We start from the raw sequence: 23,784 nt of genomic DNA on the forward strand, positions 1-23,784 counted from the left end.
CGGGTGAAGAAAACGAAAAAAAGGCTTCCTGGTCAGGAAGCCTTTTGGGCCGTGGATTAAAGGCCTTTGGTCTTATCATCGTTATAAGCCGCGGTTAAAATGCCTGCCAGGAACATAGCAAGCACCAGTGCAATAATCCAAAACGTTAATGAGAACGACATGAAGGCCACCTCCCGCTAATCTACCATGCTCATAAACCATATTATACCCACACTTCGGCAAAAAATAAATGAATATCGTTTTATTTGAAAAATAAAAAGTGGGTCGGCACCGGCCGCAGGCTGCCGTCCGACGGATGGTTGACGACTCTTCCGTTCACAATAAGGGAAGAAGAACCGCCGCCGTCCAGATTATAGGCATCCATGACGCCAAGTCCGTACAGTTTGCTTTGAAGCTCTTGCAGCGTCGCCCCGGAGCTGCCGCTTTCGTTGTAACCGTCGACGACAAGGATCAAAAGCTGGTCGTCCTTATAGTTCCCGATCACGGTACGCGGCGCGCGGTACGGCGACGTTTTCCATTTTTCCGGAATCGGCATCGGCTGCCCGTTTTTCAGCAGAACCGGCACGAACGTAGCCCCGAATCTCGGTTTGAGGCGATCCAAATCCGCCTGGTTCGAAAATTTGCCGCCAATCAGCCTGCCAGCATCGTTCAGGCCCACAAAAAACAGATCCTTGAAGCTGGGCTCGAATCCGTTGACGTATTTTCCGTTCAGCACCGTGGTGCTCAGCGGGTAACGCTTGCCGCCGCTATCGGCAAACCCTCCGGCGTTGATGCCGGCCACGGCGCCTTTCCGGCTCACGGCCTGAAACGTCGTTTCCGCCCCGCCGACTTTGTCACGGCCAAGCGCCATCTGCATGGCGTCCGGGTCCTTGAGCTTCACTTTCATCGCGTACCCCTGGTATACGCCGGGATTCACGCGGTACAGCTCGATCCGGATCCGGCTGCTTTCGACCCGCTCGAAGGGGGTACCGAGCTTGACGCTGATCCTGCGGTTATAAATGGACTCGGGTCGCGCCGCCTGGGTTTGCGCCGTCTTGACGATGGCATTCATGGCGGCGGTCGTCTGTTTATACAGGGCCGAAGTTTTGCGAATCGAAGAAATGGTCGCTTTTACGGTTTGATCGGCCTTGTCCAGGTTTTGCTTGAGCTGCACCGTTTGGGCCGCCAGCGTTTGCTTAGGGACGTAGGAGGCCGTATGTACCTCCACATGCATCGATTGAAAGCTGAACAACATAAACGCGAACATGCCCAGAAAAGGACCGGTCGCAAGCAGGAAAAACCGGTTGATTTTCTTTTTCGTCGAAATCATTTCAGCAAGTCCATTTTCCGCTGAAGTTCGCTCAGCTGTTTTTTGACTTCGTTCAGCTGGGTGTACAGCTTATTGCTGTTATCCGTTTTGCTGGTCGCGTTGTCTTTGGTGAACGTCAGCAGCTCGTTAAACGACTGCACCTTGCCTTCGAGCTCTTTCACTTCCCCGGACAATTCCGCAAACCTGGCTTCGTAGCTTTGCTTCAGCTCATTCATTTGTTTATGCGTGTCGGCCTGAATCTGCCGGACCATTTCCTGCTTCATATGATTGCTGTATAGATAAGCGCTGGTTATGCCTGCGGCTACAAGCAATACCCAAATGATCAAAACGAGCATGGCGGAAGGGGATTTTCCCCGGCTTGTCCGGTTTTGATAGGCGGAGGAAGGATCGGTGTTCGTTTGCATATCATCACCCCGGTTACAATTGGTTTTTTTGCCAGTCCTCATTCTAACATTCCCCTACCAATTTCGCAAAAATGAATCTAAAGTCACAGAAAAGCCTAAAAAGAGATTGCGCCATATGGAAGCGTTGCGATACAATCTTGTTAGATTTATTTGCTGCAGGGAGCGGGCATGGTATGTTTAACATTATTTTCCTAATTATGCCTCTGACGCCACGATCTACCTTTTATACGTCTGAAAACAAGCATTTAACGCGCTCATGACTAATCATAAATCAGATGATCAAACATTCATTCCACTTTTATCGATCAGGGGGTTTCAATCGAAATGACGAAGGTTTGGCGGGTCGTGATTGTTGACAGTCACCCCACGAGTATGCTGGGAACCAAATTGATTTTGGAAGAAAGGGAAGAACTTAGGGTTACGGGCATGGGTTCCACCTGGGAGGAAGGGCTGGTGCTCGTGGCCGAACAAAAGCCGGAACTGGTGCTCTTGGACTACCAAATGCCGGAAGGAACGGCGGAAACGCTGCTGGAAAGAATCAAACATGCGTCGCCGGACAGCCACGTGATTATTTTGACCGATACCGACGGGATCAAGCTGCTGCATTCGATCGTCAATTTGGGCGGAAGCGGAATTTTGTCGAAACAGGCGTCCGCGGCCCAATTGATGCTGATGATCGACGGGCTGCGCGAAGGGCTTGCGATGCTGCCGATGGATTGGCTGAAAAACGGGATTTGGCAGGTGCAGCCGGCGGTGATCGACGGGGGGTTGTATCATTTGACGGAAACCGAAATTTTCATCATGGAGCGGATCGTGCAGGGCATTACCTATGATAAAATCGCGATGGAAATTTCCGTCAGCCGGCGTTCGATCGACAATTATTTGCGTAAAATATACGTGAAGCTCGGCGTGTCCACCCGTGCTCAAGCGATCGAAAAGTTCGCGCTGACCATGAGACAAAAAAGTCCTGTTTTCAATTGATCCGGGATATATATACATATAGAAGAGAAGATACATACCGGATCGCCGGTGATTGGAACTGGGAGAAGGAGGAGATATCATGCAGTATTCCTTTGCGGAGCGCACGAAGGCGATGCTTTCGTCGCCGATTCACTTCATGAGATCGCTGTCTACTCGGGAATCGTTCATTTCTTTTGCCGAGGAACTTCCCGCCGAGGAGTTGTTCCCGATTTCGTCACTGGAGGCTGCCGCGGCAGCCGTCATTTCCAAAAGCCCTGCGGCGCTGCAATACGGCGAGCCGCAGGGCTATTTGCCGCTTCGGGAATGGCTGTGCAAGGATTTTCAGGAACGCAAGGGAACGGATGTGCATGCGGGACAGGTGCTGCTCACGACGGGCAGCCAGCAGGCGATGGATCTTTTAGCCCGCGTATACGTTGAGCCCGGCGATCCGGTGCTGGTCGAGCAGCCGACGGCTCCGGGATTTTTGCAAATCCTGAAGATGCAAGGAGCGTCGATCGTGCCGGTCGAAGGGGATGCGGAGGGGATCAACCCGGAGCGGTTGCTTGAGGAAGCGGAGAGGCTGAAGCCGAAGCTTCTGCTCGTATCGCCGAACTTCACGAATCCGACCGGAATATTGTGGAGCCTGGTACGCCGGCGGGAGGTTCTGGATATATGCAAATCGCGGAAAATCCTCATCGTGGAGGACAATTCCTATGGCGACCTTCATTTCGGGGGAATCGGCGCAAAGGCGTTTTACCGCGAGTATCCCTCCCTGTATTCGCTGGACGATGCGGGAAACGGGGGGCAGGTGCTGCATATCGGCTCCTTCAGCAAAACGGTCGTTCCCGCGCTTCGTACGGGCTGGGCGGCCGGGAACAAAAAGATGATCGATACGATGGTCATGGCCAAACAGCTGGCGGATTGGCAGTCGAGCCATTTCAACCAGTGCCTTCTTCATTATCTGCTTGAATCTTCTACCTTTAATATCCATGAACATATCCGGATGCTGAACCGCGAGTACGAAACGAGACTCAAGCTGATGACGGAGCTGCTGAAGCGTCCGGCGTGGAAACATGTAAGCTTCGAGGTGCCCCGGGGAGGCATGTTCCTGTGGGTAAAGCTCCCGGATGCCCTGGACGGCGTCGCCCTGCTGAAATGTTCGCTGGATAAAGGCGCCGCGTTTTTGCCGGGCTCATTGTGTTATCCGAATGGGGGCGGCAGCGGATATATCCGCCTGAATTTCACGCATCCCGGCCGGGATGAGCTGCTGCTCGGGATGAATTTGATCGGCGAAGCGATCTCGGAATTTACGGCCCGGAGTTAACGTTTGCCGGCCGGTTCCGCCGCGGATGAAGAATCGGTTTCGAGCACCCCGGCATATTCCTTGAGGCTTTCGGTTCCGGCTGCCGTGAGCACGTAACGGCCGCGCCTGATCCGTTCAAACCATCCGTAATAATTATGCTGCAGGATGGCCGCCGCGTTGCCGATGCCGGTCAGGCTGCGCAGCTGGGCGGGAGACGCGCCTTCCGGAGGCGCGGCCGCCAGGGCTTGCGCGACGCGCAGCGCTTTTTCGCGGTAGGCGGTAACCAGCTTTGCCCGGCTGCTTCCGCCGACGTTATAATCCCCGCTGCGTTCGTGGAACTCGTACAATAGGCGCTCCTTGCGTTTTTGCCTGACGGGTTTCGCCGGCTCCTGGACGCCCGGTTCGCAGAGCACTTCGACAAAAGGTTTTTTCGTTTTATAAAACGTAATCGTGATGAGGCCGAATCCCAGCTTGCGGCACAATTTCGCAATATCGCCCCAACGCTGATTGACGGCTCCGCGCTTGGCCCTGCTCCGTTCGACCGCCAAATAAACGCGGGAACTCAGCTGAAGACGTTCCATCCCCTGCAGCAGCAGCGCGAGATTGAACGTCTTTTTCATTTCCACGATCAAGGGCTCCGCCTCCGCCGGATGCACCCCGACCAAATCGCAGTGCCGCACCTCTCCTTTGATTTCGTAGCCCCGCTGTTCGAAAAAAGCCTTCAGCGGCTCATACAGCTCGGTTTCATGCCGTACGGTCATGATCATTCCCCTTTGCTTCCAAGACGGTTGATTTCCTATATTATAACATTCGATAAAAGACAATCCTCCTTTCGCGAAAAAATAGGTCAACTAATCCCATGGTTCCGCATAGGTATGTAATACACTTTTCGATCAATGGATTTGCGAATATGAACAAAGAAAAACGGGATGAAAGTTGACCCTTGACGCTTTGATGGAATTTTTGACAACTCATAACGTAGTCATAGGAGGTACTAGCATGGATATTTTCGAACGCGTTGCGGCCTATCGGGCAGAAAGTGATCAACTTGCGTGGAACGGCACCTTTAAAGATTACATCGAGCTGCTCCGTAAAAATCCTTCGGCGGCGGTCACGGCTCATGCACGCGTGTATGACATGATCAAGTCGTACGGCGTGGAGGAGGTTGGCGGCCATAAGCGTTATAAATTTTTCGAGCAGGAGATTTTCGGCCTGGACCGGTCCATCGAGAAGCTCGTGGAGGAATATTTCCATTCCGCGGCGCGCCGGCTTGACGTCCGCAAACGGATCCTGCTGCTGATGGGCCCGGTTAGCGGCGGCAAATCTACGCTGGTCACTCTCCTGAAACGGGGCCTGGAAAAATACTCGCGAACGGAACAGGGAGCGCTTTATGCCATAGACGGCTGCCCGATGCACGAGGAACCGCTGCATTTGATCCCGCTCGAGCTCAGGCCCGAAGTGGAGAGGGAGCTTGGCGTCCGCATCGAGGGGAATTTATGCCCTTCCTGCCAAATGCGCCTGAAGCTGGAGTACGGCGGTGACATCGAAAAGGTGCCCGTAACCCGCGTGATCATTTCCGAGGATGCCAGGGTGGGGATCGGCACCTTCAGCCCTTCCGACCCGAAATCGCAGGATATCGCCGATCTGACCGGCAGCATCGACTTTTCGACGATCACCGAATACGGCTCCGAATCGGATCCGCGGGCCTACCGTTTTGACGGCGAATTGAACAAGGCCAACCGGGGGCTGATGGAATTCCAGGAAATGCTGAAGTGCGACGAGAAGTTTTTGTGGAATTTGCTTTCCTTAACCCAGGAGGGCAATTTCAAAGCAGGGCGTTTCGCGCTGATATCGGCGGATGAATTGATCGTCGCGCATACGAACGAAGCGGAATACAAAGCGTTTATTTCCAACAAGAAAAACGAAGCGCTGCAATCACGGATGATCGTCATGCCGATTCCATACAACCTGAAGGTTTCCGAGGAAGAGAAAATCTACAACAAGCTGATCAAGCAAAGCGATATGCAGCATGTGCATATTGCGCCGCATGCGCTGCGAGCGGCAGCCATTTTTTCCATCCTGACCCGCCTGAAGGAAACGAAAAAACACGGCATGGATCTGGTCAAAAAAATGCGGATGTACGACGGGGAGGAAATCGAAGGCTTCAAGGAAGCCGACCTGAAGGAAATGCAGTCCGAGTATTTGGAAGAAGGCATGTCCGGCGTGGATCCGCGGTATGTCATCAACCGCATTTCCAGCGCTTTGATCAAGCAGGACCTTCAGTGCATTAACGCGCTGGACATTTTGCGGGCGATCAAGGACGGACTCGACCAGCATGCCTCCATCACCAAGGACGAACGGGAGCGTTATTTGAATTTTATCGCCGTTGCCCGCAAGGAATACGATGAGCTCGCCAAAAAAGAAGTCCAAAAAGCGTTTGTGTACTCTTTTGACGAGTCGGCAAAAACGCTTTTTGAAAATTACCTGGACAATATCGAAGCTTTCTGCAACATGTCCAAAATCCGCGATCCGCTGACCGACGAGGAGATGAATCCGGATGAGCGCCTGATGCGTTCGATCGAGGAACAGATCGGCATTTCGGAAAACGCCAAAAAGGCGTTCAGGGAAGAAATCATGATCCGCATATCGTCCTACTCGCGCAAAGGGAAAAAATTCGAATACCATAACCACGACCGGCTGCGCGAAGCAATCGAAAAGAAATTGTTTGCCGATCTGAAAGACATCGTCAAAATCACGACCTCCACCAAAACGCCGGATGCGACGCAGCTGAAGCGGATCAACGAAGTCAGCAAACGTTTGATGGATGACCATGGATATTGCCCGGTCTGCGCGAATGAATTGCTGAGATACGTGGGAAGTTTGCTGAACCGGTAAAAAGCGGAGCCGTCCTCGGACAGAGGGCGGTTTTTTTCGGTTCCGGATCTCCGTTTAGGAGCCCCTTCAAACATTCAGATCGGAGCCAGGGGAGGGGCAGGCGCTCCCGCAGGATTTTTCAGGGACAGGAAAGATTTGCAAAAAAATGATTCAAATCTAGTGGATTACGCGTCGATATAGTCTATAATATACAAAGTTAGCATTTTAAACTGAAAAATTTAGGACTAAAGAAGGAGATGCCTGATCCATGATCAATATATCCCCGAAACGGCAGCAGCAGCTGAATTACATCAAGTTGACCGAGCAGGATATGGAAATTCTGGCGCAACACCGTCCCGTATTCGAGAAAGTCGTCGAAGAGGTGGTGAACCGTTTTTACGCCCATATTGCGACGGAGCCGGAGCTGATGGAGATCATCGGCAGATTCACCACCATCGATAGATTAAAAGAAACGCAAAGGGAGTACTGGCTGTCGCTGGCCGAAGGCAGGATCGACGATGCGTATTTGGAGAGACGGGTCGCGATCGGCCTTGTGCATTCCCGCGTCGGGCTCGGCGTCGAATATTATCTCGGCAGTTATATGACTTATCTGGACATCGCGACGGATTTGCTCCGGCAGGCCGTGCCGGATCAGTGGACCAAGGTCGTGTTTTCGCTCAGCAAAATGTTCAATCTCGACTCCCAGCTGGTGCTTGAAGCGTACGAGATGAAAGAAAAAGAGAAGCTGAAAGATTTGGCGGACGAAAAAGAGCATGTGCTGCAGGCGGTGACCGAAGTCGTGCAGCAGCTCACCGGCATGATTGCGGAGCTGAACGAAAGCGCCGGACAGATCGCGGTGACCGCGCAGGTAACGGCCGATTCCCAGGAGACGGCTCACGCGCTGATGGACGAGCTGCACGAGGACGTGCAGCAGATCGAAAGCATGGGCGCCTTGATCAAAGCGATCTCCGACCAGACCCATTTGCTGGGGCTCAATGCCGCGATCGAAGCCGCGCACGCCGGGGACATGGGCAGAGGTTTCGCGGTGGTCGCGGGCGAGGTGCGCAAGCTGGCGGCGCATTCGCGGGAAGCGCTCGAGCAGATCCAGGACAAGGTATCGGGCATTATGGAACGGCTGAGCCGCGTCCAGGCGGAAACGGAAAAAACGACGGTTCATGCCAGGGAACAGGCGAGCAGCTCGCAGGAGCTGGCATCGTTTGTGAGCGTGATCGAAAAGCTGACGCAGGATCTGGCGGAAATCCAGAAACGAAGCTAAAGCTGACCTGGAACGGATTGCTTAATCTTCCATTTTCCTGCAAAATAAATCGTATATTCGCTCCACCATTCTAGTATAATAGAGTATGGCATCATGAGGATGAGGCAGACGATACATTAAAAGCGTTTCGGCAATCCGTCGTTTGGGGTGATTGAATGGCTTCGATCCATGATGTGGCTAAGGAAGCAGGGGTATCGGTTGCCACCGTATCCAAAGTAATAAACCATTACCCGGATGTCAGCGAAAAAACGAGAAAAAAAGTGAAACATGCGATTGCGCGGCTTCGTTACCGTCCCAATGTCATTGCTAGAGGCCTCGTCACCGGCAGATCCTGGACCGTCGGGGTCCTCATTCACGTTCCTTTTACGAACCCGTACGTATCGATGCTGCTGGAAGGAATCAAAACGGCGCTGGAACATAGCGGGTATGATTTGATGCGTTTGTCCGCGCGGCTGAACGATCCGGACTATTCCTTCATCGACCATTGCCAAAGCCGGAATTTGGACGGGGTTGTCGTCTTCGGCGTGGAAAAGGACCACCGCAGCATCCAGGAACTGATTCAGTCCGGCATTCCGACGATGTTCGTGGACACGGACGCCACCGGTCTCCGGGCGGGCAATATTACGACGGACAACCGGAACGGCATCCGGATGGCGGTCAGGCATCTGTTCGAGCTGGGACATCGCCGGATCGCTTATTTGGCGGGCGTTTCCGGCCAGGACGTCAACGAATTGCGTTTGGCGGGATACCGGGAAGGGCTGGAGGTTTTTTCGCTTCCCTATCGGGCCGATTATGTCGCGGACGGCGACTATTCCTACGACAGCGGCATCCGCGGAATGAATATGCTGTTGGATCTGGCCCAGCCTCCGACGGCGGTCATCTGCACCTCCGACATGGCGGCCTTTGGGGCGATCCGGGCGGTCGAAGCGCGGGGGTTATCCGTTCCCGGCGATATTTCCGTCGTCGGTTTCGATAATATTTTCGAAGCGGAGCTGTTTAAACCCAGGCTGACGACCATCAACCAAAATATTCATGCCATCGGCGTCAAATCGATCGAAGCGCTGATCGCCATGATCAAACATCCCGGAGATCCGCCGCCGGTCTTGACGGAACCGTCCAGCTTGATCGTCCGCGAATCGACGGGGAAAGCGAAGGATGCATAATGCATGGAAGGAAGAACATGCCTCGAGGAGGGCTCGGGAGCATGTTCTTTTTTAATGCGAAATTTCCACATCCGGGCACCATTCATTATAATAGGGTACAACCGGAAAAACGGCTGCTGCAAGCAGCGGGAGGGCTGACTGATGAATCAAAAAAAAGTGCTGGTTGCAGACGACGAGGAAAGCATCCGCAGCGCTATCGTATATGCATTGAAACGAGAAGGGTTTGAGGTCGCAACGGCGGCGGATGGGGAGGAGGCCCTGCAAAAGGCCGCTTCGTTCCGCCCCGATCTGCTCGTCCTGGACGTCATGATGCCCAAACTGAACGGCTACGAGGTATGCAGGAGGCTGGAACATGAGAAAGGGCTTGGCATCCTATTGCTGACGGTGAAAAACGATATCGTCGACAAAGTGCTCGGACTCGAGCTTGGCGCCGACGATTTCATGAGCAAACCGTTCGATATCCGCGAGCTCGTCGCCCGCGCCAAATCGATCGTCCGCCGGCTGGACAAAGGAAGCGACGGGACGTCTTTGCCCGACTCGGAGGTTTACCGTCTAGAAGGCTTGAAGGTCGATACGGTCCGGCGAACGGCGGAGATGAACGGCGAACCGATGGATTTGACCCCGAAAGAATTCGACCTGCTGGCGCTTTTGGTGTCCCATGCCGGGCGTGTGTACACCCGCGAGGATTTGCTCGATCTCGTATGGGGAATGGCGTATTTCGGCGGTACGCGCACCGTGGACATCCATATTCAGCGCCTGCGCAAAAAGCTTGGGGACGCCCATTATTTGCTGCAAACGGTGTACGGGATCGGGTATAAGGCAATGGAGAAATAAGCGCAACGGGGGACGGACAAAAAAATAAGCAACCTCGCTTCCGGCGTAGACCGAAGCCAAGGTTGCTTATTGCCGTTTATTCCAGCAAGTCACGGATAGCCGCTTCGGCCCGCAGCATACGGATCATGACCGTGACGGCTTCCGACCGCGTGACGTTATTGTTCGGAGCGAACCGGTCTTGGCCTTAAAACCCAAACATCACACAAACTTGCGGTGCAGCTTTTTGCCGTCGTACGAAAACATCACTTTTTTATCTTCGATCACCGTCTCGAGATGCACCGTGCGTCCCCACAGCTGGTACACGTAGGGCATCGTCCGTTCCATGTATTTCAGGTCGAGTTCGGTGCCTTCGTATTCATGCCGGATGACCATTTCCCCGTTGCGCATGTAATCCCCGTCGGACACGACCAGGTACGGGTTGCCGCCGTTGACCCTGGAGACGACGAGCTGGTCGCGGACGCGTTCCCAGGCTTTGTCGGTAATTTTCCATTCCGGGCCTTTTTTCTCGAATACGTATAAGTCCAAATCCTCGGTCAGTTCTTTCGTCAAATAGTTGCGGATAAAGGAAATATCGGAATCGAATTCGCGTACCTCGAATATTTTTTGGCGCCCCTGACCGGGCTTGCGTCCGGCAAGCTCCTGCTCTTCCCGGGTCGGGTGATCCCAGCGCCGCTCGATATCCTCGAAAATTTTCAGCCCCAAATAATACGGGTTCAGGCTGTTGCGCGACGGCTGCACGACGGAGGCATTCAGTTTGGCGAATTCGATCGTTTCCTCGCTCGTCAGGTCCAGCTCCCGGATGATGCGCTGATGCCAATACGAAGCCCAGCCTTCGTTCATGATTTTCGTTTCGATTTGCGGCCAAAAATACAGCATTTCCTCGCGCAGCATGCTCATGATGTCCCGCTGCCAGTCCTCCAGCACTTCGGAAAACTCCTGGATGAACCACATGATGTCTTTTTCCGGTTCGGGCGGGAAACGGCGCGGGCCGGGTTCGCCTTTTTCTTTGTTTCTGGGCTCATCCAGGCTCCACAGATCGTCGTATTCGCTGGTTTTCGGCTCGCGTTTGGCCGATTCCTTTTGTTCTTTGATTTTGTATTCCATGTATTGCTGCTTATCGAAATGCTGCGGTTTGATGAGCTGAGGATCGACATGCTCCTGGATGCTCAGGACGGCGTCGATGAAATTTTCAACGGCTTCGGTGCCGTAGTCCATTTCATAGCGGCTGATCCGTTCGGCCGTGGCCGACATGCTCTCCACCATGTTGCGGTTGGAAGCGGAGAAGCGGTAGTTGTTTTTGAAAAAATCGCAGTGGGCGAGGACGTGCGCGACGATCAGCTTGTTTTGGATCAGGGAATTGCCGTCGAGCAAAAACGCGTAGCAGGGGTTGGAGTTGATGACCAGCTCGTAAATTTTGCTGAGCCCGAAGTCGTATTGCATCTTCATTTTGTTGAAGGTTTTGCCGAAGCTCCAGTGCGAGAAACGGGTCGGCATGCCGTAGGCGCCGAAGGTATAAATAATGTCTGCCGGGCAGATTTCGTAACGCATCGGATAATAATCCAGGCCAAAACCGTCGGCAATTTCCATGATTTCGCGGATGGCATATTCGAGTTGTTTGATTTCATCGCTCATGAGTAAATAGCTCCTTCCCAGTGTCCAGAAGAACGCCGGTAAGCGCCGAACGGGTTAAAGTCATGATGTTACAGCTTTACGGGATGGATGCTGCGATTAGCGCCGGGGGCGGTTCTCCTTGAAAATCCTCCAGTACATTGTATGCAGCGGATGTGCGATTTAATAATGCAACGATGGACGATTGTCCTGGATATGAAATTTGATCTAACCATTCTCTAAGCGTTACGTAAGGGAACATTCCGACCCGGGGTTCCTCGGACGATTTATGTTATAATTCAGTTACTGATGGCTTCAGCAACCGGAATTTTGAGAGAGCCGATTCCAGCTGGAGTCGGCATTTTTTGTTCCGAAAATTGAAGCACGGTTCTGCCTGAAAAATCAGTACATTGTATGCAGCGGATGTGCGATTTAATCATGCGAGCCTGGGTTCGGCTTGGCTTCTATAAGCAGCTTCTTCCAAATCAACAGGGCAGCGACGGCCCAAACCACGATGGTCACGATCCCGCTTTCTCCGGCGACATAGGACCAGCCCGCGGATTTTACGAAAAACAACTGCTCCAGCCAGCTGCGCGACAAATTGATGATCATGTGAATGACAACGGCCGGCCATACGCTTTGGCTCCGCCAGCGAACCCAGCCCATGAAAACCGACAAAGGAAAAATCATGACCGAAAACAGCAAAATATTGATCCAGACGTTCCCGTCCTCGTTATAGCCGTTCAGATAAAAAGGATAATGGAAGCAGGTCCACACGGCTGCGGTGATCAGGATCGATTTTTTGATGCCGAATGCTTTGGTCAGTCGGGGCTGCAAATACCCGCGCCAGCCGATTTCCTCCCCGAAGGAAAAAATGAACATCATGATCAGCATGATCGGCGCCCAGGAGTTCCGCGTGATATACCCTACGTATTGGGGAACGGTAAAATGGGCCGCGCCTTTGGCGAGAAATTCGGCGGAAGGCAGGTCCACGATGCCGAATGCCCAAGCGCCGAGAAAACCGACCGTAATCGGAACGATCGACAGCAGTGCAGCCGCGTACCATTTCAGCCCGCCGATTTTGGCGATGCCGAGCAGCTTCAAGGCTTCCTTTCGTCCGGGCAGGACGATGAGCAGCAACATGACGGTAATCAGGGGCGCGAGCTGGCTGATGGCAACCAAGGCCGTTATTTTCGATAAATTGGCAAGCAGCGTCAGTAACAGCACGAGGATGCTAAAGGCCGCACCGGAGAAAGCAAATGATTTGTTCATAGGAAATTCGTTCCTTTCTGGATGTGTTGGACCCATTGTAGAAGACGATTATCAAGAATTTATAAAGACGCTGGATTTGGATCGGAATTTTTTTCGAATCCCGTTCTCCGGCTTTTTAGAATTTGGAAAATTTTCAAATATGGTTTGGCTGCCTACCGTACGCCCCGTGCTACAATAAAATTGAAAATGCTTCATTTTTAATTTTTTGAGGTTCATCCATTTCTTGAAATGAGGTGGCGCGTCTTGGACTGGAATGACCGTAAAAAGAAAGCGGCAGGGGAAGTTCAGCAGCACACGACCGAAGAGAGGCATGAACATTTGTCCGCGCGGGAAGGCATGATCGAATCGGCCGTCGACGAATTCGCCAAAAACGGCGGGTTCAACGATTTGCCCGGCAAAGGAAAACCGATCAAAATCGAAGAAGGGGACGTGCTGACGTCCATCCTGAAGAACGCCAATGTTCAGCCGCCCTGGATCGAGCTCCGGAAGGAAATCGCCGCGGATTTGAAGCGGGTCGCAGACCGGAAGCCGCCGGTGGCGGAGATGGAAGCCGAGCTTGAAGCCATCAATCAGAAGATCCGGAAATACAACCGGCTGGTCCCGAATTCCCTTTTGCAAAAAGGGCTCGTATCGGCCGCAAACGTTGAATCGGCTTGCGAGAAATGGGTTTAACCCGGCGTCCACGGCTGGACGATCTAGGAGGTAACATGTATTCCATTCAAGAAATCAGACAGCAGTTCCAAAAAGGCCGTAAGCTGAAATACGTTTTTTTCTGGGGTCATCAGCCCGCAGCGGACCGCAGCATCACCAAAAGCTGTTTCAGCCAGTGGTGGCCCTGCAGATTCACCGAGGACGGCGTCATGTACACCAGCGCAGAACATTATATGATGGCCGGGAAGGCGAGGCTTTTTGGGGACGAAGAGATGCTGGAGCATATTTTGGCGGCAAAACACCCGAAACAGGCGAAAGACTTGGGTCGGAAGGTGAGAGGTTTCGATCCGAAAGTATGGGATGAGGAAGGCTACCGCATCGTCGTACGCGGCAACTTGGCGAAATTTTCACAAAACGAGGAATTGGGGCGGTTTTTGCTCGGTACCGGAACGCGGGTGCTGGTGGAGGCTAGTCCCGTCGACCGCATCTGGGGAGTCGGGCTTGCAGCCGATGACGAGCGGATCGAAAATCCGCTGCTGTGGCAAGGAAACAACCTGCTCGGATTTGCTCTGATGGAGGTCCGGGACCGGTTGCGGGCCGATGCCGACGGGAAGGGACACGGGGCATTTCTATCGTAGTTTATCGTAAACAAAAAAAGACGTTGCCCGGCTGCAATGCCTGCATGCCGGCAGCGTCTTTTTATGATCCATCCGTCGTCTTAACCTTCAGTTCAGCGCGGCCTCCTGTTTGCGGAAAAACGTCCGCAGCGCCTGGTACACCTCGCCTTTTTCTTTGATGACATAATACATGAACTGATCCAGTTTAATATTGCGGTATGCCGACATCAGCGTGCTGCTGCGATTGTATTGGTTGACTTCGCCGTAGCCGAACATGTTGCTGACTTTGAGCAGCTCCCCGATCAAGCGCACGCAGCGTTCGTTGTCCGAGGTCAGGTTGTCGCCGTCGGAAAAATGGAACGGATAAATGTTGTACTTGGACGGCGGGTAACGCCGGTCGATGATTTCAAGCGCTTTTTGGTACGCGGACGAGCAAATGGTGCCGCCGCTTTCCCCCCTCGTGAAAAAATCCTCCTCGGTAACTTCCTTCGCTTCCGTATGATGCGCCACAAACACGATGTCCACCTTTTCGTACTGCCGCCGCAAAAAACGGGTCATCCAGAAAAAGAAGCTGCGCGCGCAATATTTTTCGAACGAACCCATGCTGCCCGACGTGTCCATCATGGCGATGATGACGGCGCTGGAGTGGGGCACCACGACATCCTCCCATGTTTTGTACCGCAGGTCGTCCGGACTGATGTGGTGGATGCCCGGCGTGCCGGACGTGGCGTTGCGGCGCAAATTTTCGAGAATGGTCCGCTTTTTGTCGATGTTGGACTGCATGCCTTTTTTGCGGATGTCGTTGAAGGTGATCGATTCGGTCTCCACGTCCTGCTGCTCCTTCGGTTTCATGAACGGGAGTTCCATTTCCTCGAACAGCATATTTTCCAGGTCTTCCATGCTGACCTCGGCTTCCACGATATCGTATCCCGGCTGGTCTCCGGCTTTTTCGCCCTGTCCGGGCTTTTGCGCCGGATCCCGTCCCAGCACATCCCCTACCTGGCTGTCTCCGTCTCCTTGGCCGACATGCTTCTGCTTTTGGAAGTTATAAATAAAACGGTATTCGTCCAGACTCCGGATGGGCACCTTGATAATCTGTTTACCGTCCGACATGATAATGCTTTCTTCCGTAATGAGATCGGGCAGGTTCTGTTTAATCATTTCCTTCACTTTTTCCTGATGCCGGACTTGATCCTGGTATCCTTTGCGGTGCAGCGACCAGTCCTCCTTGGATACGACAAACAGCGAATGATCGTCAGATGGCATTGTTCAGCACCTCCCATATGCGCGTACTCGGTTAAACGAATAAGCCATTATTAATCAAGTATATTCACGCGCGGGGATGATATGTGATACGGACAAAAGCAAATTCGCAAGTTCAAGCCATTGCAAAAAAATCCATATTCAGGATAATTCCCGAACTTTTCGACTCTTTATGACAAATATTTCAAAAATCTTGTAGTATAATGCAATTGTCCTATGATTTAGGACGGATCGTTGCATGTCTAGCATGACCAATTACATAGCTTTTGAGGGGGTGTGCTCCAGATCATTCACGTGGGCAAGCAGTCCCGTAGGATAAGAGAAGATCAAGGTAGATTGATGACGGAGACGGTTGTTGGACAAGTGAAAAATGTGATTGATAGGGAGTGTAATGGATGAAAAAAATCGCGCCATTATGTTTGGCAGGAGCTTTGTTGTTAGGTGCCGGTTGGTTCATGGGCGGCAATACGGCCGCAGCGGCTTCCTCGACGGGGAATATCGAAGTGTTGTTAAACGCCAAAAAAATTCAATTTCCGGATGCGAAACCGTATCAGGATGCACAGGGGAGCGTCATGGTCCCGATCCGCTTCGTGTCCGAAGCTTTGGGAGCCGAGGTAGGCTGGGAAAAGGTGAACGGCCAAATGACCGTGTCGGTGAATAACGAAAAACATAACGTCCGGATGACGGTCGGGCAAAAGGTGGCCAAAGTGGACGGACAGGATAAATCCTACGGCACCAAAATCGAGCTGAAGCAAAACCGGACGTTCGTTCCGCTGCGGCTGGTGAGCGAGGGACTGGGGCAGCCGGTGGAGTGGGACAAGATCGGAAGATGGGTGTGGATTGGGGAGAAGAAGGCCCCGACGCTGGAGGAGTTAGGGTTGAAGCCGGTGAGTATAGAGCCGTATAGGAAGTGGTTTGCTAAAAAAACGTTTTTATTAGAAAGTCCACGAGGAGATGTCAAGTATGATAAAGTCTTGATTTTTAAACACTCTGATTTACCAACTACGTTCATTCGGGATATATACAGCGTAGAGTTGTATAAAGATCCTAAGACAACCCTCTCATACCTTAAAGTTCGAATTAAATCGGTATCGGGTGGAGGAGACATATATTACCTGACAAAGAAAAATGATATCAGAATTCGCAATCCAATCGACTCTTTAACTATTAATAATGGGGATGGGACTAAGTATTTTTTTTATAAAATATGGTCGAGAGCAGATAAAACATTAGATGGAATTGTTGATCAAAAAAATCTGGATATAAAAGATATTGAGTATATCGGGTTTTATGGTGGAACTCAAGATTACATTCCCCTCATGGTAAACCCATGGAAAGGAATTTAAAGTCCGTGGGAAGAAAATTTAAACTAGTTACAGCATTATTGACTGGGACTTTCCTTATTTTTCAGCTTACTCATGTTTTTTTTCAAATACAAACAGCTCATGCAGCGACCGAAATTACACCTCTAAAATATCATAGGGAAAGTAACTATCGGTACTTCGTCGGTATGATGTATTACGAAATGTGGAAGAGAACAGATGGTACCTGGACGGATGGTGGACGGCAGCCTAATAAAGGGATGCGTGGTGAAGCAACTTTCACATACAAGTTCCAATTTCCAGGTAGAAAAATTAAGAATGTGGAGGCACGAATATATACACAGAGTGACCCAACTAATTATTTCGAGGAATCTCGTTCAGATTCTTATGATGATTATCGATTGGCTATAAGCACAGGAACAACCAATTCAGATATTAAACCATTTCAAAAGCAAGGCATTGGAACCGATACTACGACAATTCCTATAACAGTAAACATGCTTTTGAATGCTATATCACCCAAAGACGTCAAAAGCGAACAGTGCCCAACCTGTGCTCCCGAAGTTGAAGCATACCGGATTTTTGTCCCCATGCTCTTCAAAATCGAACTCGCCTCCCAACTCAACGTCAAATACTTCACGACCGACGCGAAGCCGCTGAACGTTTTTACGCCGCGGATCAATGAAGAGATGGTCGTAGGGAAGGATTATTCCTTCACGCCGCCAACGCATCCGGATTACGAATACGTTGGATTTAAAAAATCAACGACTGACGCTTCGCCAGACGGCAATATCACGCCGGGGAATCCGTATTCCTTTACTTACGACGGCTCCTTTGAAAAGTACACGCTGTTTATGTATTACAAAAAGAAGGACGGAACCGACAACGGCTGCCCTCCCGGCCAAACCTGCGAACCGCCGCCGCCGGGACCAACCTGCACGACTCCTGCTCCCGCCCAGACGGTGAACGGCAAAACGATGGACCCGAACGTGTCCGCGGTCATTAAAGCCGACAGCAGGGGGAGCGAGAAGTTCGACGTGCTGCAGGGGATTCCGACCTCCGAGAGCTTGTACGGGAACGTGAAAGCGAAGGAGTATTTATACCAAAATGCCTTCACCCAGATGAAAGGCGTCTGCACGTTTGAGGTCAAGGTGAAAAAAACGTACATCCTGGAATGGGACCCGGGCAAAACAGTGCCGAACCCCGACGGGAAAGGCACCCATGAAGAACCCGACCCGCAGCGCGAAACCGAAGACAGGGAGTACACCTACACGATTCAGCGCCCGTATTCTTTTTGGAAAATCGACAATCTCGAAGTTTATGATATCGATCGGGCCACGCTGACCAACTATGCCTGGGATACGGTGACCATTCAGCCGGCCGGCTATCATCCGCCGGAATATGCGGCAACCCAGGACGGGAACTACTTCCCGCCGGACCCGCCCGGGACGCTGACCGCTCCCTCGGAAACGAAGTCGGGAGGCAAAACGAAACCTAGCGTGCCGAACGAGCAGGGTGCTTTTCAAGGCATGGCGGAGCAGGCGGTGAAGAAGGTAGAGGTCCAGAACGATTCATTGGTGTTCAAAGGCCAGACGATCATGAGCGGCGCGCGCACCCAGGAAAACGGTCCGACACCTAGCCGGATTCCGGAGCCGACGATGATTAACGACAACGTTTTGTACAGTCCGGGACATGTGATCAGCAAAACGAAAACGAACAAAAACAGCCAGCCCAGCACGGGCGAAATCTTTTACAACCTGATGGACGGCAGCATCAACGGGGGTTCGAACCGTTCCTTCCCGATCTTAGGCATCAACCCGGTGACGGTGCATACGCCGGTCGTCATTTACGCTTCCACGACGGATGATCGGGCGCATAACCAAAAAACGAATCCGGCCGCCGGCCGCAACGCGACCATTTTGGACCGGCCGTTTACGATTTATATGCCGACCGGCGGGCAGCACCGCAACATTCCGGGATACGGCAACCGGGACTACGCCAAATACATCCGGGACAAGCAGGTCAAGTTTCCGTTTGATGTGTATACCGCCGATCAAAGCCGGTTTATTCCGAAAAACACCTGGGTTTCGATTCCGGTCATGCAAACGGCGGAGACGTTTTTTTTGCCGGTGTGGGTGGACGAAGGCTTTTACGACATCCAGTTTCGCACCATCGCGGAAAACGCTCCTCCGGACTATACCGCCGAATCGCACGCCAACCTGAATTTGGCCCATCATGCGGCCACGGACGTCATCCCGGTGGACGTGATCGGCAGGCTGTATGATTTCCATGTGACCGATATCGCCGATTATAACTGGGAAAAGGTGTTCCGCACCCAATCCGGCAGCGCGAATCCAACCGGGGTGTCCTACTGGGTCGGCCAAAACCTGATCGACGGGGAGCCGCGCGGCAATAAAGCGGTGTATACGCTGCCGATAAGGCCGGGAAGCCATCCGCTGCAAGGTTACAAAAACGTATCGGTCAAAACCGGCTACCATTTCAAATTCGATTTCAAAACCAAAGGCAACATGTTCGGGCCGCTCGACGGCATCCGGATCACGCCCAGCTTTTATTTCGTCCGGAAGGACGGCAAAGCCGTCAACGCCAAAGGCGACACCCGCATTCCGGTAGACCTTTATTACAACACCAGCAAAAACAACTTCGTCAAAATCGGCTCGGCGCAGGACCAGGTCAAGCGCTACGTCATCCTGAACGACCGCCTGCGGAACGTACCGGCCACGGAGCTCCGCGACACCGCCGGCTACAAATACGGGCATTACGGACAAGCCGGCAGCATGGGCAAAAACGAATATATCCAAAACTATATCCAGTCCTTTACGAAGCAAAAAACGCCCGTCGGCAGCTACAGCCTGCTCATTTTGCCTGAACAGCTCCGGACGTTCCTCAGGCTGCAAGGAAACATCCCGGCGTCCGTCGATCCGGACCGCGCCCATGTTTCCGTGCAAAAATGGTACGGGGAGTACTCCCTGCCGGCCGAACTGTTCGTGGTGGAAGCGGGATTGAACGTGGCCGAATACGGGCGCACGCACGGCGGGCTGGACAGCAAGTCTCCTATTTTTCTCAAAAACGGGTATATCATCGTGAATTTCAACATCGAATCGATCCAGCAGGGGAACTTGAAAAATCCCCATCTGCAATACATTCATGCCCCGCTGATGAACCAGTGGCAGCTTGAAGGTTATAACCGGAGCATCCAGGATGCTTACGGCCATCGCTTTGCGCTGAAAGACGGCGATATTCTCTTTTACCATGCGGACAAATCGAGCCGGGACGACTTCAGCTCCCAGGTTCCGCATTAAACAGGCAAGGGAAACGGAGGCAAATCCGAAGGTTTTATGGCAACGTCTACGGGTTTGCCCCGGCCTCCGGCCTATACTTTGGGCTTTCGCGTGACCGGCCCTAACCTCGCAACGTTTGCGTTGTTTTAGGAGTAAGGGGGAGTTTGATCCAAAGGAGGAGGACCGCTTGAATCATGAAATCATCGTTGAAGCCGCGCTGGAGTTGAAGGACGTGCAGGAGGTGAACCTCTTTTTTACGAGGACGTCCAGGTTGATGCTGGCTGTCGTGTTTTTTCTGATGGTCATCGGGATTGTCCTTTTGGTCGACGAGAACCGGACCGGCATGGAGTTTATGATCGCGTTCCTGCTGGATGTTTTGCTCAGCGTCATTTTATGGTTCGCGTACGGGTGGAGCATTCGCCGGAAATCCGTAAAGGCGTTTTTCAGCGACCGGTTGATGCGGCAGCGCCATACGTTCGCGTTTTCGGAGTCGGGCTTTCGATACGCATCCGAATCGGAATCGGCCAAGGTCCGCTGGAGCGATATTTATGAGGTGCGCGAATCCCGGAATTTGTTTTTGATTCTGCTGTCGACGAGCCGGACGTTCATCGTGCCGAAGGATGGTTTTGCGACGGAACAGGATCGGGTCCAGTTCAGGGGAATCGTGGAATCGAACGTCAAAACCAGCCGGTTTCATTGGCGGAGGGAAGCGACAAACAGCAAAAGTTAAAGCGTTTAAATTCACGCCGTCTCATGCCGTCGTTTTTTTCTTGGAAAATAATGGTGTACAGCCTCCCGAAAGAAGCATACGATTTTTAGCCGGCGGTTTGCCTGTTCCATCGGGGGGCTCATAAGTACGTCATGTACGGAAAAAGAGGTGCGAAAAAGAAGCGGGTCCCGGAAGCCCTTAAAATGAAATTTGCAATGCCGCCTTTCGCCAAAGCAAGAGCGTACCCGGCAGGAAATGACTGTAAATACAACTGAATTTTCAGCATAAGTTGTACGTACCATTTTTTCGCGCGAGTTGGTATAATATCCATTAACGATGAGAAAATGACCATCCTTGCCGCTTCACACGCCCGGTAAAAGAAAGGTGGTTGTCCATTGAGAAAAAAACGGAATCGTCTGTTGACTCAATTTCTTGCCTCTTATCTTCTCGTTCTTTTATTCCCTGTCTCCATCATCCTCGTTTATTATTATCCGCATTCAACCGAAGTCGTGAAGCAGCAGGATACGGATTGGAATACCCATATTACGGAACAATTGATGACTTCGATGGATACCTTGATGCGATACGTTTACCGCTTGCCTTCCGAACTCGTGCAAAACCGCGAAATCAAAATGTACGACAACAGCGACTACGGCCGGGTCCTGATTGCGAATGAAATGCGCAAATACAACGCCACGGACGGTTTGATCGACAATACCTTGCTGTACATCGAAAGCAGCGGTTATTTGTTCGCTAAAACAGGAAGCGCTTACAAGGAAGAGGATTTCGATAAGCCGGGCATCGGCTATTATTACGAAACCTGGCCGCGACGGGAAATGTTCGAGACGCTGCGGCATTTGAAAGCGCCGATGGTCCGTCCGGTCGAGGACGTCATCATCCCGGGCAGCAATCGCGTCCGCATGTTGACTTTTGCTTTCCCTTTGCCGGTCGGCGGATACGATCCGCCGGGCGCGGTGCTGATCATGGTCCGCGAAGACACGGTGATACGCATGATTCAATCCCTTTCCGAGAAGTATACGGGCCGATTTTTTATCTTCGACGAGCAGGGCCGCCAGCTGCTGGCTTCGGAGAAAACAGATGACGCCGCATCGGATGGGGTTCGCCGCCTCATGCCGGAACTGAAGGAGGGTTCGGAAGGAGCCGGCATTTACCGGGTGAACGGCAAATCTTACATCGTGTCGCACACGTTGTCGGGAACCAACGGCTGGCATTATGTAAGCATGCTGCCGGTTACCGATACGCTGCACGGCATTCGGACGATTCAGCGCAACACGGTGCTTTTGATCGGGCTCATGCTGCTCCTCGAATGGCTGGTGATTTATATTTCGATCCGCAAAAATTACCATCCGATCAAAAGGCTCGTCGATCTGGCGGTACATATTTTCGAGCCTGCCGACCGCAAGCCGCTCGGCGAAATCGAAACGATCCGCTATGCGCTTGGCGAGCTTGCATCGGCGAATCATACGCTGGATGCGAAAGTGAAGCAGACGATTCCGATCATCCGGGAAAATCTGCTGTTCGAGCTCGTCAGCGGCCGGGCGCCCGATTGGGAGACGTTTTGTCTCGAAGCGGAGGCTTACGGCATCGCCTTTCCGCATCCGGCCATGGCCGTTGCGGTATTGTCCATTGAAGCAGGCGGTGGAGCAGAAGGATCGGATGCCGGCGGGCAGGCGTTCGCGGGGGCGGCGAACCTGCTCCGGCAGATCGAAAAGCGGCCAAAGGAGGGACTTCAATGCTATTTTTTCAAAAGCATTTACAATCAGGAAATGATCTTTATCGGTTCCTTTGCGCCTGATTTTGCGATCAAAGCATATCTTGATGACGTGCGGAAAGAGCTGGAGGCCGAAACCGGGGGCCGCGTGTTTATCGGGGCCGGCATACCGGGCAAGCTCGAATCGGTCGAAGCGGTTCACGTATCGTATTTGCAGGCGGTGCGCGCATCCGAGCAATTGCGCTTCCGCCGCGAACGCCAGGTGCTTTTTTTCGGCGAGATGGAAGCCCCGAAGGCAGGAACGGTATCTTACTTCGCCGAACTGCTGCAATCGTTGGAGCTGTCGATATTAAAAAACGACGCCGCTTCGGTTCAATCCATCGTGGAGCGGTTGGTGGCCGGCATGGGCAGCGAAGGGGCGCCGCCGCATGTCGTGCGGAGCGTCTATTTGAATACGGTCAGCGTCATCCTGAACGGCTTGCACCGGTTCAGCCATGATGATGCCAACCTGCTCCGGCTGACGGATGCGGCATTTCGGCACCGTTATACGTTCGAACAAATGGCGGGCATCGTCAGGGAGAGCTGCGGCAAGCTGTGCGACATGATCCAAAGCACGCTGCCGTCCTCCCGCAAAGTTTCGCGGGACGAAATCGTCTGCTTTATCGAGCGAAAGGGGATGGAGCCCGATTTTTCGCTGCAGCTGATCGCCGACTATTTTCAGATGTCGCCTTCGAATTTCAGCCATTATTTCAAAAAGACTTTCGGTCAGAACTTCAAGGAATATATCGACTTGCAGCGCATTCAGCAATCGGTGCGGCTGCTGCGCGAGACGAATCAGACGCTGGATGAAATATCGCGCAAGACGGGATTTTCCAATACGTCGAGTTTTATACGTTCATTCAAAAAAATCGTGGGTACGACGCCGGGACAATACCGGGAAACGCATAAGGCGGTGTGAAGGGGCATCCATACGGCGGCTACAGGAAACATTGAAGGTCGATTCGGGGCAATAAGCCAGCCCCTGAACTCGGCCTTTTTGCGTCCTTTCCGGGATGAAGGGCAAGCGGGCGCGGCGGCTTCAAGCGCGGGTCGTCCTTCCCTTGCCGGTGCCGTTTTTTGAACATATTCAAAAATTGAATCGGCGGCAAAATGCCGCTCCCGCAAGGTTTGACGGCTGCCGGTTCTCAA

The 23,784-nt window shown here is 52.5% G+C and carries 18 protein-coding genes; 12 read left to right on the plus strand and 6 right to left on the minus strand.

Annotated elements, in window-relative coordinates; translation table 11 throughout:
- Window positions 1-241 precede the first annotated feature (241 nt).
- Together NYE48_RS06440 and NYE48_RS06445 are read right to left on the minus strand one after the other, a co-directional pair.
- Window positions 242-1,309 (minus strand): phosphodiester glycosidase family protein, encoded by a 1,068-nt coding sequence (locus NYE48_RS06440; protein ID WP_340997564.1) that lies wholly within the window; start codon window positions 1,307-1,309, stop codon window positions 242-244.
- Window positions 1,306-1,713, minus strand: coding sequence for a hypothetical protein (locus NYE48_RS06445; RefSeq protein WP_340997565.1), 408 nt, complete (start codon window positions 1,711-1,713; stop codon window positions 1,306-1,308). Before NYE48_RS06445 ends, NYE48_RS06440 begins: the two co-directional genes overlap by 4 nt.
- A gap of 324 nt (window positions 1,714-2,037) precedes the next feature.
- On the opposite strand from NYE48_RS06445, the gene NYE48_RS06450 reads away from it, so the two are divergent.
- Together NYE48_RS06450 and NYE48_RS06455 are read left to right on the plus strand one after the other, a co-directional pair.
- Complete coding sequence (locus NYE48_RS06450; protein ID WP_036714954.1) at window positions 2,038-2,694, plus strand: response regulator transcription factor; 657 nt, start codon at window positions 2,038-2,040, stop codon at window positions 2,692-2,694.
- A gap of 79 nt (window positions 2,695-2,773) precedes the next feature.
- On the plus strand, window positions 2,774-3,997 hold the full coding sequence (locus tag NYE48_RS06455) for an aminotransferase-like domain-containing protein (RefSeq protein ID WP_340997566.1): 1,224 nt from the start codon (window positions 2,774-2,776) through the stop codon (window positions 3,995-3,997).
- Here the strand turns inward: NYE48_RS06455 and NYE48_RS06460 are convergent.
- Window positions 3,994-4,737 carry a DUF2161 domain-containing phosphodiesterase gene (locus tag NYE48_RS06460; RefSeq protein ID WP_340997567.1) on the minus strand — a complete coding sequence of 248 codons (744 nt, stop codon included), beginning with the start codon at window positions 4,735-4,737 and terminating at the stop codon, window positions 3,994-3,996. The two genes, NYE48_RS06455 and NYE48_RS06460, sit on opposite strands and share 4 nt — an antisense overlap.
- A gap of 238 nt (window positions 4,738-4,975) precedes the next feature.
- Here NYE48_RS06460 and NYE48_RS06465 point away from each other — a divergent pair, with 238 nt between their 5' ends.
- The 4 genes from NYE48_RS06465 to NYE48_RS06480 all read left to right on the plus strand — a co-directional run bounded on the left by NYE48_RS06465 (window position 4,976) and on the right by NYE48_RS06480 (window position 10,123).
- Complete coding sequence (locus NYE48_RS06465; RefSeq protein ID WP_212950516.1) at window positions 4,976-6,871, plus strand: PrkA family serine protein kinase; 1,896 nt, start codon at window positions 4,976-4,978, stop codon at window positions 6,869-6,871.
- Window positions 6,872-7,118: 247 nt separating this feature from the next.
- Window positions 7,119-8,126: a globin-coupled sensor protein gene (locus tag NYE48_RS06470; protein ID WP_340997569.1), complete on the plus strand. Its 1,008-nt coding sequence runs from the start codon at window positions 7,119-7,121 to the stop codon at window positions 8,124-8,126.
- 155 nt (window positions 8,127-8,281) lie between these two features.
- Window positions 8,282-9,289, plus strand: a complete 1,008-nt coding sequence (locus tag NYE48_RS06475; protein WP_036714951.1) for a LacI family DNA-binding transcriptional regulator — start codon at window positions 8,282-8,284, stop codon at window positions 9,287-9,289.
- A 141-nt stretch (window positions 9,290-9,430) separates the two neighbouring features.
- Entirely contained in the window at window positions 9,431-10,123 is a 693-nt protein-coding gene (locus NYE48_RS06480; RefSeq protein ID WP_340997571.1) for a response regulator transcription factor, read from the plus strand.
- Between the two features lie 198 nt (window positions 10,124-10,321).
- Here NYE48_RS06480 and NYE48_RS06485 read toward each other — a convergent pair whose 3' ends face one another.
- Together NYE48_RS06485 and NYE48_RS06490 are read right to left on the minus strand one after the other, a co-directional pair.
- Window positions 10,322-11,755, minus strand: coding sequence for a SpoVR family protein (locus NYE48_RS06485; protein WP_212950510.1), 1,434 nt, complete (start codon window positions 11,753-11,755; stop codon window positions 10,322-10,324).
- Between the two features lie 408 nt (window positions 11,756-12,163).
- Window positions 12,164-13,003 (minus strand): CPBP family intramembrane glutamic endopeptidase, encoded by an 840-nt coding sequence (locus NYE48_RS06490; RefSeq protein WP_340997573.1) that lies wholly within the window; start codon window positions 13,001-13,003, stop codon window positions 12,164-12,166.
- 243 nt (window positions 13,004-13,246) lie between these two features.
- Here NYE48_RS06490 and NYE48_RS06495 point away from each other — a divergent pair, with 243 nt between their 5' ends.
- Entirely contained in the window at window positions 13,247-13,675 is a 429-nt protein-coding gene (locus NYE48_RS06495; protein WP_036711810.1) for a DnaJ family domain-containing protein, read from the plus strand.
- Window positions 13,676-13,710: 35 nt separating this feature from the next.
- On the plus strand, window positions 13,711-14,292 hold the full coding sequence (locus tag NYE48_RS06500; protein WP_340997577.1) for an NADAR family protein: 582 nt from the start codon (window positions 13,711-13,713) through the stop codon (window positions 14,290-14,292).
- Between the two features lie 87 nt (window positions 14,293-14,379).
- On the opposite strand, the gene yhbH is transcribed toward NYE48_RS06500, so the two are convergent.
- Window positions 14,380-15,537, minus strand: coding sequence for a sporulation protein YhbH (gene yhbH, locus NYE48_RS06505; RefSeq protein ID WP_036711815.1), 1,158 nt, complete (start codon window positions 15,535-15,537; stop codon window positions 14,380-14,382).
- Between the two features lie 392 nt (window positions 15,538-15,929).
- Between yhbH and NYE48_RS06510 the strand changes: the two genes are divergently transcribed.
- The 4 genes from NYE48_RS06510 (at window position 15,930) to NYE48_RS06525 (ending at window position 23,554) form a co-directional block, all read left to right on the plus strand.
- Complete coding sequence (locus NYE48_RS06510) at window positions 15,930-16,880, plus strand: copper amine oxidase N-terminal domain-containing protein (protein ID WP_340997578.1); 951 nt, start codon at window positions 15,930-15,932, stop codon at window positions 16,878-16,880.
- A complete protein-coding gene (locus tag NYE48_RS06515) occupies window positions 16,865-20,176 on the plus strand; it encodes a DUF5704 domain-containing protein (protein WP_445323946.1) in 3,312 nt (1,103 codons plus the stop codon). The genes NYE48_RS06510 and NYE48_RS06515 overlap by 16 nt, the downstream gene beginning before the upstream one ends.
- 166 nt (window positions 20,177-20,342) lie before the next feature.
- A complete protein-coding gene (locus NYE48_RS06520; protein ID WP_340997583.1) occupies window positions 20,343-20,885 on the plus strand; it encodes a YcxB family protein in 543 nt (180 codons plus the stop codon).
- Window positions 20,886-21,259: 374 nt separating this feature from the next.
- On the plus strand, window positions 21,260-23,554 hold the full coding sequence (locus NYE48_RS06525; protein WP_036711823.1) for an AraC family transcriptional regulator: 2,295 nt from the start codon (window positions 21,260-21,262) through the stop codon (window positions 23,552-23,554).
- Window positions 23,555-23,784 lie beyond the last annotated feature (230 nt).

Source organism: Paenibacillus sp. FSL M7-1455 (genome assembly GCF_038004655.1).
Lineage (GTDB): Bacteria > Bacillota > Bacilli > Paenibacillales > Paenibacillaceae > Paenibacillus_AQ > Paenibacillus_AQ cookii.

What these genes read in the sequence shown, in the direction of transcription:
- NYE48_RS06485 (WP_212950510.1), bottom strand. Translation starts at nt 11,755, where the DNA reads ATGAGCGATGAAATCAAACAACTCGAATATGCCATCCGCGAAATCATG.
- NYE48_RS06515 (WP_445323946.1), top strand. Translation starts at nt 16,865, where the DNA reads ATGGAAAGGAATTTAAAGTCCGTGGGAAGAAAATTTAAACTAGTTACA.
- NYE48_RS06455 (WP_340997566.1), top strand. Translation starts at nt 2,774, where the DNA reads ATGCAGTATTCCTTTGCGGAGCGCACGAAGGCGATGCTTTCGTCGCCG.
- NYE48_RS06460 (WP_340997567.1), bottom strand. Translation starts at nt 4,737, where the DNA reads ATGACCGTACGGCATGAAACCGAGCTGTATGAGCCGCTGAAGGCTTTT.
- NYE48_RS06450 (WP_036714954.1), top strand. Translation starts at nt 2,038, where the DNA reads ATGACGAAGGTTTGGCGGGTCGTGATTGTTGACAGTCACCCCACGAGT.
- NYE48_RS06445 (WP_340997565.1), bottom strand. Translation starts at nt 1,713, where the DNA reads ATGCAAACGAACACCGATCCTTCCTCCGCCTATCAAAACCGGACAAGC.
- NYE48_RS06500 (WP_340997577.1), top strand. Translation starts at nt 13,711, where the DNA reads ATGTATTCCATTCAAGAAATCAGACAGCAGTTCCAAAAAGGCCGTAAG.
- NYE48_RS06510 (WP_340997578.1), top strand. Translation starts at nt 15,930, where the DNA reads ATGAAAAAAATCGCGCCATTATGTTTGGCAGGAGCTTTGTTGTTAGGT.
- NYE48_RS06490 (WP_340997573.1), bottom strand. Translation starts at nt 13,003, where the DNA reads ATGAACAAATCATTTGCTTTCTCCGGTGCGGCCTTTAGCATCCTCGTG.
- NYE48_RS06480 (WP_340997571.1), top strand. Translation starts at nt 9,431, where the DNA reads ATGAATCAAAAAAAAGTGCTGGTTGCAGACGACGAGGAAAGCATCCGC.
- yhbH (WP_036711815.1), bottom strand. Translation starts at nt 15,537, where the DNA reads ATGCCATCTGACGATCATTCGCTGTTTGTCGTATCCAAGGAGGACTGG.
- NYE48_RS06440 (WP_340997564.1), bottom strand. Translation starts at nt 1,309, where the DNA reads ATGATTTCGACGAAAAAGAAAATCAACCGGTTTTTCCTGCTTGCGACC.
- NYE48_RS06470 (WP_340997569.1), top strand. Translation starts at nt 7,119, where the DNA reads ATGATCAATATATCCCCGAAACGGCAGCAGCAGCTGAATTACATCAAG.
- NYE48_RS06475 (WP_036714951.1), top strand. Translation starts at nt 8,282, where the DNA reads ATGGCTTCGATCCATGATGTGGCTAAGGAAGCAGGGGTATCGGTTGCC.
- NYE48_RS06465 (WP_212950516.1), top strand. Translation starts at nt 4,976, where the DNA reads ATGGATATTTTCGAACGCGTTGCGGCCTATCGGGCAGAAAGTGATCAA.